This window comes from Neisseria sp. S1 (genome assembly GCF_048060015.1).
Lineage (GTDB): Bacteria > Pseudomonadota > Gammaproteobacteria > Burkholderiales > Neisseriaceae > Neisseria > Neisseria arctica.
In genome coordinates this window covers 21,430-33,474 of record NZ_JBLUPI010000016.1, presented here as the reverse complement: position 1 = coordinate 33,474, position 12,045 = coordinate 21,430, and the positions used below count along the sequence as shown (strand labels likewise).

Genomic DNA, 12,045 nt, shown 5'->3' with positions numbered 1-12,045 from the left:
CACCAAAATTTTATCTATCAAGACTAAAAGCAACCAATCCGTTTACTCAAAATCCCAACCGTGGTACAATCTACAGTCAGTTTTATTCACCGCCTCAGCAGCGAAGAACCGAACTATACACAACCCATACAAAATCCGTCAACCCCCAAAACAAAAAATCCCCCAGAAAAAATTGCACCCATCTGTTTTACAACAGAATTTTTTATAACCAAAAATAGACAAAACAGACGATGCCGCCATCGGAAACATCATACCTCTTCGACACCCAAACTCACCCGCACCGCTACCCATTCACCTTCAGCCACCTAGCAAAAACACTACAGTTACCCTCTCTTCCTCTTCCATGAATAGAGCTGCTAAATAATTTTAATTATTTAAATCTTAAATCATAGTGTGGGGGGGTGATTGTTTTTGCACAAAGGGGAAAGACAGAGAAAAGTTAAAAAGTCTAGAAAGTACAAAGGTTTCAGGAAAAAATAGCGAGCGAAAAGGCTAAATAGCTTTTGCGCAAAATCTATCAAAAACAGAGCAGCTTTTGCACAAAATCAGTTAGAAAAAAACCTGTTTTAAGCATATTTAAAACAGGTTTAATTTTTGCGGATTAGGATTATCTTACAGCACGGCCAAACCATTCAACGCGGCCGACAATTGCCATATTGTCGCCTGCATCTGATAAATCTATTTCAAACGGGGCATAAGCCGGATTTGAAGATGTAACCAATAGCTTGCCGGGTACGGATTGTACCCGCTTGACCATCAAATCATTATTAATCCTAAGTACATATAAGCCATCACGCGGAGTGGTTGCCGCATGATTTACAAGGATATTATCGCCATCATTTAGTACACCTTCCATGGAGTCGCCTTTTACGGCTATGACAGAGAGCTTGCTTATATCTCTTGTTACATAATTTTCGATCCAATATCGACGAAAAGCCATGTGAAATAACGGTTTTTCGTTTTCTACGGGGTATCCGTTGCCCGCAGCAGCAAATACATCATAGCGCGGAATAAAGACAAATTCGTCCGTATTTACGGCGTTGCCTAAAGTATCGGTAATTTCAGCTGTTTGTTTGTTTTGACTAACTACCATCGGCTGCTGGTTAAGGGGCATATCCGGGAACGGGGTGCCTTCACCAGTCATCAACCATTTTAAATCACACCCTGATTTTTCATGGATGCTCAATAAGGTGTCTGCTTTTGGAATCCCACCAGTACGAAATACTTTAGACAGGCCCATATGACTCATACCAATTAAATCAGACACTTTTGCAACCGATAAATCCGGCCAAAGGCTCATCACCCTATCTTTGAATGTTGTCATTACACAATCCCATAATCCTTTTGTTTAGAAATCTGCAACTAAACAAAAGATAAAACAAAAAATAAGTCTTTTGTTTAAAACTAAATTCAAATAATAAACAAAAGGTTATTAAAAATACGATATTTTAGGCGGATTTTTCTAAACAAAAGACTTTTATAAAATCCTTTTGTTTAGTATTATTCTATCTACTTAGCAAACAAACTAAGCCAAGCGGCTTAGTAAATGGAGTAAACGGAATGTTACAAAAAAACGCAGAAAACCAAGATTGGCATCGCGCTGATGTTGTAGCCGCATTACGAAAAAAAGGCACATCTGTTCGCAAACTATCAATTGAGAACGGGTTAAGTCCAAACACTCTAAAAAGTGCTTTGCAGTTCAAATATCCAAAAGGTGAGCGAATTATTGCAGATGCTTTAGGTATAAGCCCTAAAGAAATTTGGCCAAGCCGTTATAAAGACAAAAGTTTAGCAGAACAGTTCCGTGCTGCTGTAAATGCTTAACTATTTTAAAGCAAAACATCAAATAAGCATACGTTTGTTTTATTAAACGGCACATGTAATAAACAGAAGGATGGGTAATGAACGCATTATCATCAACTGAGCTGGCAGAAATGGGTTTGACAATGCTACCAAAAAGTAAGCAGGGTGTTGAATATCAAGCAAAAAAGCAAGCATGGGCTTATATAGAAGTACCCGGTCAAGCCCGCGGTGGGAAATTGAAAAAATACCTTGTATCAGGTTTGCCGGCCACAATCCAAGCAGCGATTAAGCAAAAACAAGCAGATGCTCTATTAGCGGCGGCAAAGCCCACACCACTGCCAAGCATAGCAAGACAAGCTAAAGCACCAGCACGGCGTAAGTTGGAACAATTAGGTTTGCCACTGAATGAATACGCGGATGGCCTAACCGACAAACAACGGGACTGTGCCCATGCCCGAATGGCAATTGTTGCTGAAGTATTGAAAATGCACGAAATCGGCGGCCTGAAAATTACCGAAGCAATAACCTACGTTGTGCGCCAAATCGAAACAGGCGCATTGCCCGAACCGTTGGCCGGTTTTGTAACTGTGGCCAATGCCAGAGCTAATAAGCAGCGTGGCATTAGTCTGCGCACGATGAAAGAGTGGGTATCGCTTTACCGTGCGGCGGGCAGCCCCAACGAGCGTTTGGCTGCTTTGGCACCGGCAAAAACCAAACAGAGCCGAAAACTAGAAGATATCGAGTGGCTGCCGGAATGGCTCGGCGTATGGTGCAACCCAAACAAATGGCCGCTACCGATGGCTTATAAGAATTTTGCGGCTGCTTATATTGACAAATACGGGATCGACAATTGCCCGAGCATCAGCCAAGTGGAATATGTGCACAGCTCGCTGCCGTTGGCCATTAAAGAGCGCGGCCGCACTACCGGTAGCGCATATAAGGCAATTATGCCTTATACCGCGCGCGATTGGTTGATGTTTAACCCTAACGATATTTGGGTAGGCGACGGTCACGGTTTTAAGGCCAAAGTGGCACACCCCGACCACGGGCAACCATTTCAACCTGAGGTTACAGTGATTATTGATGCAGCGACACGCTACGCTGTGGGCTGGAGCGTGAGCTTGTCGGAATCGACCATCGCCCACGCAGACGCACTGCGGCACGGCATGACATATCACGACGCCCCGTTAATGTATTACACGGACAACGGCGCGGGTCCTACCGGCAAGATGTTGGATGCGGATATTACCGGTATTTTACCGCGGTACGGCATTGAGCACGCCACCGGTTTACCGGGCAACCCGCAAGGCCGAGGCATTATTGAACGGTTTTGGGAAACGGTGACGATACCATTGGCAAAAACCTACGAAACATACATCGGCAATGATGCCGACAGCAGCACCAAAACACTGACTATCCGAAAACTCAACAGCGCCATGAATGCTGAAAAAAAAGGTAAAGAATTAAGTACAGACCAACAGAAATACCGCCGAAAGCTGCCAAGCTGGAAGCAGTTTTTAGCCGATTTAGATGCCGCCATTAAAGATTACAACGCCAACCACCGGCACAGCAAACTGGAGCAGCAAACAAACGGCGAATATGCCACACCCGCCGCCTATCGCGCTTACCGTTTGGCCGAGCTTGGTATAACCGAGCAACCATTAACCGCCATTGAGTTGGATTATATGTTTAGGCCGGAAAAAGAATGCAAGGTACACCGCGGCACAGTACGCCTACATAACCATACCTACGCGGCATCTGTCTTGACTATGTATCACGGTGACACAGTACGGGTGGGATATGACTTACATAATGCGGAAGAGGTAATTATCAAGAAGATGGACGGCACATTGATCGGAAAAGCCAAATTAGACGGCCATGTAAAACCCGCCATGCCTGTATCACGAATCGAGCAACTGCGTGAACAACGGGTAAGAAACGCAGTAAAACGCCATCAGGCCAAGATCGATGTAGCCAAGGCAGAACTGAACCCAACTATTGCCCACCAACCTGATTTTGGCAGCTTGATGTACGGAAACGGTGCCGTAATAGACGCGGATTATCAAGTTATCGAAACAAAACCCGCAGTAAAAACGAAAAAATATACGATGTTTGAAAGCGAATTAAACAACAATTAACCCGCAATTAAAGGATAAAAAAATGAACCTAAAACAACGCTTACAACTGTTTTTAGCCGATACCGGAACGCCCCAATCACATGTAGCCAAAGCCATCGGCATGAGCAGTGCAGTTATCAGCACTTATTTGGCCGGCACTTACAAGGGGGACGTGGCCAAACTGGAAGAAAAAATCGCAGCCTATCTGACGCTTGAAGAAAACCGACGCGCCGACCGTAAACTAAAAATAGACTATGTACGCACCAAAAGCGGCAAACGCGCGGGCGATATATTGAGCTTGGCGCATGTGGATAATCAGGCAGTAGTGATTATCGGTCAAGCCGGATTGGGAAAAACCAGCGCATTGCGCGATTATGCCGCCCGCTACCCCGATGTAATACTGATTGAGGCGGACCCTACCTATACCGCTAAAGTGCTATTAAAAAGCATCGCCGACAAAGTGGGCAGTAAAACCGACGGATCGCTTAACGATATGTTAACCGGCATCATCGAGAAGCTGACAGCATCAGGCCGATTAATCGCCGTCGACGAGGCAGAAAGCCTACCTTATCGCGCGCTGGAATGTTTGCGCCGCATACATGACCGCGCGGAAGTTGGCTTGGCTTTGGTGGGGATGCCAAGACTGCTGGTCAATCTGCGTGGCCGGCACGGTGAATTGAAACAATTATATAGCCGTATCGGGTTTAAGTTGGACTTGGGAGATGAGCTAGAAAGCGAAGAGTTGGCCGAAATTGCCGCCGCAACCTTACCGGCAGCCGATGCGGCAACAATAGATGAGCTGGTCAGAGCGGCAGCAGGCAATACGCGGCGGTTGGTAAAGATGCTGCACGGCGTTAACAGGTTATCAAAGCTGCATAAAGAGCCGGTAAATATCGAAATGGTGCGGCAGTTTAGCGAGATGCTGATCCATTAACTTAATCATAAGGTTTTGATAAGCCTATATATTTTTTACCTTGTGAAAATTACAAGTAATTGAAAATAAAGGAAAAATAAGAAATGGAAAACTTGAAAATACGCCACTTGCTTGTTATGCCGGTTATCGCCGCAGCTGCTGCTATGACTATTAACAGCTGCGCTACTGATCCGATACCAGCCCGCAGTTATCCAAAAAACGAGGCTGCCGCACTAATCAAAAACAAACAAGACGCGGCAGATGCAGCGGTGCAAAAGCTGCAAGCGGTATATAGCCGCATGAGCGACCAAGAGCGTATGCGCGGGGTGGTGTATGAATAACAGGATATGTACTAAATGTGGCATCAATCAGCCGATTGAGTGCTACCCGATTAGTAGAGGCCGCAGGGAATGTACATGCAAACGCTGCCGTAACGCGGTGGCCAACGCAGGAAATCGTGCTACTTGGCCACCTGCTCCCGAAATCATGAAAAACAAATACTGGAAGGTAACACGATGATATACAGAAGCAGAAGACGCCCATGTGGCCAACCGCACCGCCGTCGTCATCAATCATTTTTTGGTGTGATCAAGCCGAAGACAGTGGCGGAGCGTGAAGCAGCTTTAAAGGAGGTTTTAGAACAGATCGAAGCTAAATTCGGACCGGGTATGGTGATAAAGGGAGCAAGAAAAAAATGATGTGGTTTAGGGTGATTTTTATGCTGTTTGCGTTGTTTTTTCTTGCCGCAGCGGCAGGTACATATCTAGGGGCGAAGCTGGCTATTACGCTGCTCGGCTAAAAAATTTTGTCCTAATAAAAATATAACATATTGATATAAAAGGAATATAGAAAATGGATAAAGAAAAAGCCTTGGACAAGATAAAAAAATGTCTTGCCTTGAGCAAAAGCGCCAATAAGCACGAGGCGGCTCAGGCAATGAAACAGGCGCAAGTGTTAATGAAACGGTATGGCTTCAGCGAAATGGATGTTGAGTTATCGGCTATCCAAGAAACTGAGGGCCTGAAATGCGCCCAGACACTACCGCAATGGCAAGCCTACCTTGCAGGTGTTGTGTGCTCTTGTTTCGGTGTGCGCAGTTATACCGACTATAAGTTAAATACGCGCAACTTGAATATCAACGCCTATCTTAAATTTTACGGCGTATCTCCAAGAAACGAACTGGCTGCCTACGCTTACGAAGTGTTGTTACGACAAATTAAAGCAGCTCGTGCGGAGTACATCAAAACCCAGTTGTCGCGTGTGCGCCTTGCAAAAAACAAAACCTTTCGAGCCGATGAATTCTGCATAGGCTGGGTTGTTGCGGTGAAGAAAAAGGTAGATGTGTTTGCCAATAGCGAACGCGAAATGCAACTGCTGGAACAATGGGGCGAAAAAAACGGCCTGACGGCTGGAAAAACCAGGGCATCAAAAGGTAAATCCTATGCCGACCGAGAACGTGGATGGGTAAAAGGCCAAGACGCCGCACTCAATCATGCCGTGAGCGGTACCGAACAAATCAACCGATTAGAGGATAAATCATGACAAGCAAACAACTGCTCGAATGGCTCGAAGACCGTGGTGAGCTGATGGTTAATAAAACCGATGGCGGTAATTTTATTGTGGTAGCGCGGCAGAACGGCGTAATGAAAACGGCGGAAGCAGCGACTTTGGCGGCAGCGGTGGAATTATGGGAGGAGTCATGAACATCAAATGCCCGAACTGTGGCGCGGTGCATAGTTTAGATAGTCTGCTATCTACCGATGCCGCAGGCGATTTGTTGGTGATGATCGCTGAATTAGATGCTGCTATTGCCAAACCAGCATTGCGCTATTTGGGGTTGTTTCGGCCTGACAAAACCCAATTGACCTTTGCGCGGACAGCCAAGTTATTGGCCGAGCTGCTACCCAGCATTAAAGCAGGGGAAATCAGCAGGGATGGGGTGGTTTACCCTGCTCCGCCTGAAGCGTGGATTTATGGCTTTCAGACGGCATTAGATGCCCGCAATCGACTCAAGCTACCACTGAAATCGCATGGCTGGTTATTTGAAGTGATTGCCGGATGGCAGCCGCAAGCAACCGGCACAGTTGTAGCAACAGCAGATAAGCCGGCAGCAAATACCAAGCTCCGCCAAGGCGTGAGTGTATTAAGCCAATGGGCCGCTAACGACTGGCTTAAACAAGAAATTGCCGCAGGCTTTGCCGTATTGGCAGCCATGAATCTACAAGGCCGCCCCGCTGCACAGGATTTGGCAGTAGTAGCCGAATTATGGGTGCAACGGCTTGTAAGCAGAGACGAAAAGCCCTGTGAACAGTATGACCGTGTACGCATACAAGCTGCATTTAAAACACTGCAAGATATGACCGCATGGCCAAACGTAAACGACTTAATCCGCAATTTGCCGCCACGCATGATACCGCGGACGGCACTGGATAAACCCAAACCTGACCGGGAAAAAGGACGGGTACAGATGGAAAGAGTGAAACAATCTTTAAACGGAAAAGGAGCATCAAATGGCTAAAACCAACCGAATTAAACAAAAATCAATTGAAGCCGCACAAGATAAGTCGGAAGTAACCGCATTTATCCGCCGCATAGGAGATTTGCAGCGCGATCTAAAGCGATTGGAAACCGAAGCAGGCGATAAAAAAGCTGAAATCGAAGAAAAATATGCCGAATTGGCCGCACCGCTGTGCGCAGAAATCACGAACCTGACCGAGCGAGTAGCAGCTTATTGCGAAGCGCATAAGGACGAGTTGACCGATGGCGGTAAAACTAAAACGGTGGACTTTACCACCGGCTTGATTAAATGGCGTATCCGCCCGCCGTCGGTCAAGGTAACAGGAGTAGCCGCTGTACTGGCTTGGCTGAAAGACAAAGCTGCTTATGCCGAGTTTGTCCGCACTAAGCAAGAAATTGATAAAGACGCAATTTTAAACCAAAAAGAACGCTTTGCAGACGGCCAAGTGCCGGGGATTAAGATTGTTAGTGGCGTCGAAGACTTTGTGATTGAGCCAACAGAACAGGAGCTAGGCTAATGGCAAAAATGCAAATTTTAATTGAAGACACCACTAAGGGTATCGAAATCAAGGTTATGGGCGATACGTTAATGCCAACAGATTTAAAAGACGCTACGCCAGCGCAAAAATTAACGGTAACCACGGCGAATTTTATCTACGACATGCGTGATAAGCCTAAATCTGAAGTTCATTAACAACGGCGGGCATTGCCCGCCTTTTTTGAAAATGGAGAAAAAAATGTCTAAGGTAATTATTACCATCGAAGAGTTAGAGGACGGTAAAGTAAGTTTTGAAATTGAATCGGAGAAACCATACCCCGAAAAAATTGAAGACTATAATAAGCCGCAGCGCATCGCATTAGATTTCCTTGCTTATATCAGTGAAGCTCAACAAAAAGGAGACGAAAATGTGGTTTAAGCAATTAACCCCTTTCCGTTTGCCGGAGCTGCCCGAAACTGAACGCTTGGAAACATCGATTGCAGAGAGTTGGTTTAGCCCTCCTCTCAATTCCGCATGGTTTAGCGAGGGGTTTATTTCACCAGTGCCGTTTGGTTATCCCATCATTTTCAAAACCAACGGCAGCCTGCTGGTATCTCTGCGACGCGAAGAAAAAGTTTTACCGGGAGCGGTTATCAAGCAAAAGCTAGATGAAAAAGTCGATAAAATCCAAACTGCCGAGGCGCGCAATGTGGGTCGCAAAGAAAAGGCAGAAATACGGCAAAGCATTATCGATGACCTGCTGCCTAAAGCCTTAACAAAAAGCAGCCACACCTACGGTTTGCTAACCGATGGCTGGTTATGGGTGGATACGGCTAATACCCGCAAAGCCGAAAACTTTTTGACGAAGATGCGCGAGGCATTGGGCGGCCTGCCAGCACAAATGCCGACGACCAAGCAATCGCCATTATCTCTGATGACGGAATGGCTACTACAAGGCAGTGCGCAAGGCCGGTTTGAGTTGGATTATGATGTAACGCTAATCGGCGCTGGCGATGTTGCCCCAAAAATTAAAGTCAGTCGTAAAGATTTAACCGATGATGACGTTATACAGCATGTGCGTAACGGCATGAGGGTTACCGAGCTTGGCTTGGTATGGGATGACCGTATCGCATTTATCCTGACACAGGATTGCACATTTAAACGTATGCAATGGTTAGAGGTGTTGGAACGGGAGGTGGAAGAAAAAGCAGAGGATGCTTATAGTAAAACCGTTGCCGAACAAACCATTATGACAGCCACGTTAAATGATATGTTATCCGAATTGGTTGATTTGCTTGGTGGTTGGCAGGAATAAATAGGCCACCTGAAATAAGCCCTCGCTTACATGCGGGGGCTTTTGTTTTTTACTGTAAAAACAGCTGAATCTTACTCCATTGGTGAATTACAAGTATTTGTTTAATCTTTAAAATATCCTAAATCTAGGAATTTAAAATAAGCCACGGGCGGCATACAATAAGATATGGACGATAAACGTAAACGACTGATTGCCAAAATCAAAATCGCACAGCAGCAACTCGGGCTAGATGATGCTGTTTACCGCACCATGTTGGTACGGGTAACGGGTAAAAACAGCTGCACTAAGTTATCTGCGGCGGAATTACAGCGCGTGGCCGCTGAAATGGATAGGCTAGGCTTCCGCCACAAGGGCGGCATCAGGCCTAACCGCCGCCGCTCTGCCGACCCGATGATGCGCAAAATTGGTGCGTTACTCGCAGATATGCATCTGCATTGGGCTTATGCCCATGCTTTGGCCAAACGCATGTATAGCGTTGATCGGGTCGAATGGTTAGACGACGAGCATATGCGCGGTGTAATTGCCGCACTGGTTAAAAAACAGCAAAAGGAAAACGGCAATGGAGCTTAAAAAGGTACAACATCTACTGCCGGATACAATGGTGGATATTATCGATGTAATCGGTTACCGGGCAGCCGAAGAGCTAGTGCGCGCCATAGGCGGCGCACGGTTTAAGTTTGGCAAGGGTAAAGAAGATACACCCCGTCTGCATATATTGTTTTCGGCGATTGGTGAGGCCAAAACCTACGAGCTTTTGCGCGTTTATGGAGGCGAAGAATTATATGTGCCGCGCTGCGAACAAGCACTGCGCGAGCTACGAAACGAACGCTTTAAACAGGATTTTATGACATTAACCCAAGTAGAAGGTAAAAGCGGCTTGATGGCAATGACCGAGCTATGCCCGCGTTACGGCATATCAGACCGCACCGGTTATACGATAGTCCGCAGTGCTTGCGAGCCAGTCACACATCAAAAGACCTTATTTTAATTGATTGCGCTTACTCTATTTTATCCGCCTTCGGGCGGATTTTTTTATGCACTATGTATTTGTAACTGGCGGGCGGGGTTGAAGCCTGTTGCCTCTTTTGCCATGACAAGCAGCGGCAAAATAAAGGCTACAACTATCCATTTTAAAAGGATTTTTATGAGCAAGATTATTTGTTTGACTGCCGGCCACAGCAACCGCGATCCCGGTGCGGTTAACGGCAGCGACCGCGAGGCGGATTTGGCACAGGATATGCGCAATATCACCGCCCATATCCTGCGCCACGATTACGGCCTGACTGTTAAGACTGACGGCGAGGGTAAAGGCAACCTTCCGCTGCGCGAGGCGGTAAAACTGATTAAAGGCAGTGCGGTAGCGGTGGAGTTTCATACAAACGCTGCTGGAAACAAGACAGCATCAGGCATTGAGGCGTTGGCGACACTTAAAAACAAACGCTGGTGTCAGGTTTTAAGCCAAGCGGTGGCAAACGTAACTGGTTGGCGTTTACGCGGCGATGGCGGCTATAAACCAGACGATGCCGGGCAGCATAGTCGCTTAGCTTATGCCCAATCTGGGGGCATCGTATTTGAGCCATTTTTTATTTCAAACGATGCGGATTTGGCCTTGTTTAAGGCCAAAAAATGGGTGATTTGCCGAGCAATCGCAGACGCGATTGCCAAGGAGCTTAAATAATGTTTGGCAAGATTAAAAAATATGCACTGGCTACGTTAGCTTGGATTTTAGGTAATAAGTCGTCTGACAGCCCTGTATTTAAAGCACCGGTTTATTTGCGTCATGCCGGTAAAGGCCGCAATAAGCAGCCACACCGTTTTTCGGGCGTGGCGGCTGCGAAACGTGCAGCAGTAAAACGCAAAAATAAGGGGATTAAAAAATGAAAATCGAAATCGTCAAAAAAAACTTGGTTGTTTACGACCGCACTGAAAGCCTAGTGACCAGCATATTGCGCGACCTGATGACGTTGTCAATGTTGGCATTGTGCGTGTATGTGAGCCAAGGCTCGACATGGTGGACTTTTTTAAGCGGGATGATTTTTATCGTGTGTGTGTTTACACAAACGCTTGCGGCTTTTCAGCGTAATTCCACCAAGTTTAAGACATGGGCGGAGTTTAAGGCTTGGGTAGACGCTCAGGCTGAAGAAGAGACCAAAAGCGCGAAGGCTCAAATCATATGTGGTAACGGCAATGTACAAGCCGGTGGCGATATTGTCGGACAAGGAGCACGCAAATGATCCGCTGGCTATCCGGCTTGGTCGTCAATCCGGCTACCGGCCAAATCAGCCATACCAAGTTATGGGCAAACGTGGCGGCAGCCTGTCTGACCTATAAATTTATGCAGACCGGAGATGCGCCGGAATGGCTGTGGTGGGCCTATGGATCAATGGTTGGCGGCTATGCACTGATTAAGCGCGGTATCGCCGCCGTGCCGCAGGTAGCGACTATCAACAAAGAGGAGCGGCATCATGACTAGTCAATTATGGCCGTTGATACGCCGCACATGGACGTTGTGGTTGGCTTTAGCGGTGGCGCTTATCGCCTACCGGCAAGGTTTTCAGGTGGCTTTTAACGCGCAGCAAGTCGTCATTGAGCGGGCGGAAAAAAACAAAGCTGCCGCCTTGCTGGCATCCGGGCAAGCATTTACTGCCGAGCTGGAGCGTGTTAATGCACTCAAACAAGCCCAAGCCGAAAAAACACATCAGGTAGGCACTAAGCTGGCGGCGGCGAGTGCCGAAATCAACCGCCTGAAAGCGCAATACAGAAAGGGTATTAACCATGCGATTGAGCAAGATAAACACACTGCCGGCAATGCTTGTATTGACGGCTTGGGCGCTCACGGGCTGCGCCAATACCGCCAATCCCTCGGATACAGCAACGATTAAAACCGTTGAGGTGCCTGTT

At 46.8% G+C, this 12,045-nt stretch carries 19 protein-coding genes; 18 read left to right on the top strand and 1 reads right to left on the bottom strand.

Annotated features, from left to right (window positions below):
- Window positions 1-607: 607 nt before the first annotated feature.
- A complete protein-coding gene (locus ACEPPX_RS10700) occupies window positions 608-1,324 on the bottom strand; it encodes a S24 family peptidase (RefSeq protein ID WP_416624027.1) in 717 nt (238 codons plus the stop codon).
- A gap of 236 nt (window positions 1,325-1,560) precedes the next feature.
- Between ACEPPX_RS10700 and ACEPPX_RS10695 the strand changes: the two genes are divergently transcribed.
- The 18 genes from ACEPPX_RS10695 (at window position 1,561) to ACEPPX_RS10610 (ending at window position 12,026) form a co-directional block, all read left to right on the top strand.
- Window positions 1,561-1,824, top strand: coding sequence for a helix-turn-helix domain-containing protein (locus tag ACEPPX_RS10695; RefSeq protein WP_416624026.1), 264 nt, complete (start codon window positions 1,561-1,563; stop codon window positions 1,822-1,824).
- Window positions 1,825-1,901: 77 nt separating this feature from the next.
- Window positions 1,902-3,941 carry a Mu transposase C-terminal domain-containing protein gene (locus ACEPPX_RS10690; RefSeq protein ID WP_416624025.1) on the top strand — a complete coding sequence of 680 codons (2,040 nt, stop codon included), beginning with the start codon at window positions 1,902-1,904 and terminating at the stop codon, window positions 3,939-3,941.
- A gap of 22 nt (window positions 3,942-3,963) precedes the next feature.
- Window positions 3,964-4,854, top strand: a complete 891-nt coding sequence (locus tag ACEPPX_RS10685; RefSeq protein WP_416624024.1) for an AAA family ATPase — start codon at window positions 3,964-3,966, stop codon at window positions 4,852-4,854.
- A gap of 83 nt (window positions 4,855-4,937) precedes the next feature.
- On the top strand, window positions 4,938-5,174 hold the full coding sequence (locus ACEPPX_RS10680; protein WP_416624023.1) for a hypothetical protein: 237 nt from the start codon (window positions 4,938-4,940) through the stop codon (window positions 5,172-5,174).
- Window positions 5,175-5,685: 511 nt separating this feature from the next.
- On the top strand, window positions 5,686-6,375 hold the full coding sequence (locus tag ACEPPX_RS10675; protein WP_416624022.1) for a DUF2786 domain-containing protein: 690 nt from the start codon (window positions 5,686-5,688) through the stop codon (window positions 6,373-6,375).
- The gene (locus ACEPPX_RS10670) at window positions 6,372-6,536 is read left to right on the top strand and encodes a hypothetical protein (RefSeq protein WP_416624021.1); all 165 of its coding nucleotides are present in this window, start codon (window positions 6,372-6,374) and stop codon (window positions 6,534-6,536) included. Before ACEPPX_RS10675 ends, ACEPPX_RS10670 begins: the two co-directional genes overlap by 4 nt.
- Window positions 6,533-7,351, top strand: a complete 819-nt coding sequence (locus tag ACEPPX_RS10665; protein WP_416624020.1) for a hypothetical protein — start codon at window positions 6,533-6,535, stop codon at window positions 7,349-7,351. Before ACEPPX_RS10670 ends, ACEPPX_RS10665 begins: the two co-directional genes overlap by 4 nt.
- Entirely contained in the window at window positions 7,344-7,868 is a 525-nt protein-coding gene (locus tag ACEPPX_RS10660; RefSeq protein WP_416624019.1) for a host-nuclease inhibitor Gam family protein, read from the top strand. The genes ACEPPX_RS10665 and ACEPPX_RS10660 overlap by 8 nt, the downstream gene beginning before the upstream one ends.
- Window positions 7,868-8,044 carry a hypothetical protein gene (locus ACEPPX_RS10655; protein WP_416624018.1) on the top strand — a complete coding sequence of 59 codons (177 nt, stop codon included), beginning with the start codon at window positions 7,868-7,870 and terminating at the stop codon, window positions 8,042-8,044. Before ACEPPX_RS10660 ends, ACEPPX_RS10655 begins: the two co-directional genes overlap by 1 nt.
- A gap of 43 nt (window positions 8,045-8,087) precedes the next feature.
- Complete coding sequence (locus ACEPPX_RS10650) at window positions 8,088-8,267, top strand: hypothetical protein (protein WP_416623935.1); 180 nt, start codon at window positions 8,088-8,090, stop codon at window positions 8,265-8,267.
- Window positions 8,257-9,144 (top strand): recombination-associated protein RdgC, encoded by an 888-nt coding sequence (locus ACEPPX_RS10645; RefSeq protein ID WP_416624017.1) that lies wholly within the window; start codon window positions 8,257-8,259, stop codon window positions 9,142-9,144. Before ACEPPX_RS10650 ends, ACEPPX_RS10645 begins: the two co-directional genes overlap by 11 nt.
- Window positions 9,145-9,309: 165 nt before the next feature.
- Window positions 9,310-9,714 carry a gp16 family protein gene (locus ACEPPX_RS10640; protein ID WP_416624016.1) on the top strand — a complete coding sequence of 135 codons (405 nt, stop codon included), beginning with the start codon at window positions 9,310-9,312 and terminating at the stop codon, window positions 9,712-9,714.
- The gene (locus ACEPPX_RS10635; RefSeq protein WP_416624015.1) at window positions 9,704-10,132 is read left to right on the top strand and encodes a Mor transcription activator family protein; all 429 of its coding nucleotides are present in this window, start codon (window positions 9,704-9,706) and stop codon (window positions 10,130-10,132) included. Before ACEPPX_RS10640 ends, ACEPPX_RS10635 begins: the two co-directional genes overlap by 11 nt.
- Before the next feature lie 156 nt (window positions 10,133-10,288).
- A complete protein-coding gene (locus tag ACEPPX_RS10630; protein WP_416624014.1) occupies window positions 10,289-10,822 on the top strand; it encodes an N-acetylmuramoyl-L-alanine amidase in 534 nt (177 codons plus the stop codon).
- On the top strand, window positions 10,822-11,025 hold the full coding sequence (locus ACEPPX_RS10625; protein ID WP_416624013.1) for a hypothetical protein: 204 nt from the start codon (window positions 10,822-10,824) through the stop codon (window positions 11,023-11,025). The genes ACEPPX_RS10630 and ACEPPX_RS10625 overlap by 1 nt, the downstream gene beginning before the upstream one ends.
- On the top strand, window positions 11,022-11,378 hold the full coding sequence (locus ACEPPX_RS10620; protein WP_416624012.1) for a hypothetical protein: 357 nt from the start codon (window positions 11,022-11,024) through the stop codon (window positions 11,376-11,378). The genes ACEPPX_RS10625 and ACEPPX_RS10620 overlap by 4 nt, the downstream gene beginning before the upstream one ends.
- On the top strand, window positions 11,375-11,617 hold the full coding sequence (locus tag ACEPPX_RS10615; RefSeq protein WP_416624011.1) for a hypothetical protein: 243 nt from the start codon (window positions 11,375-11,377) through the stop codon (window positions 11,615-11,617). Before ACEPPX_RS10620 ends, ACEPPX_RS10615 begins: the two co-directional genes overlap by 4 nt.
- Window positions 11,610-12,026 (top strand): hypothetical protein, encoded by a 417-nt coding sequence (locus ACEPPX_RS10610; protein WP_416624010.1) that lies wholly within the window; start codon window positions 11,610-11,612, stop codon window positions 12,024-12,026. Before ACEPPX_RS10615 ends, ACEPPX_RS10610 begins: the two co-directional genes overlap by 8 nt.
- The last annotated feature ends 19 nt before the right edge of the window (window positions 12,027-12,045 follow it).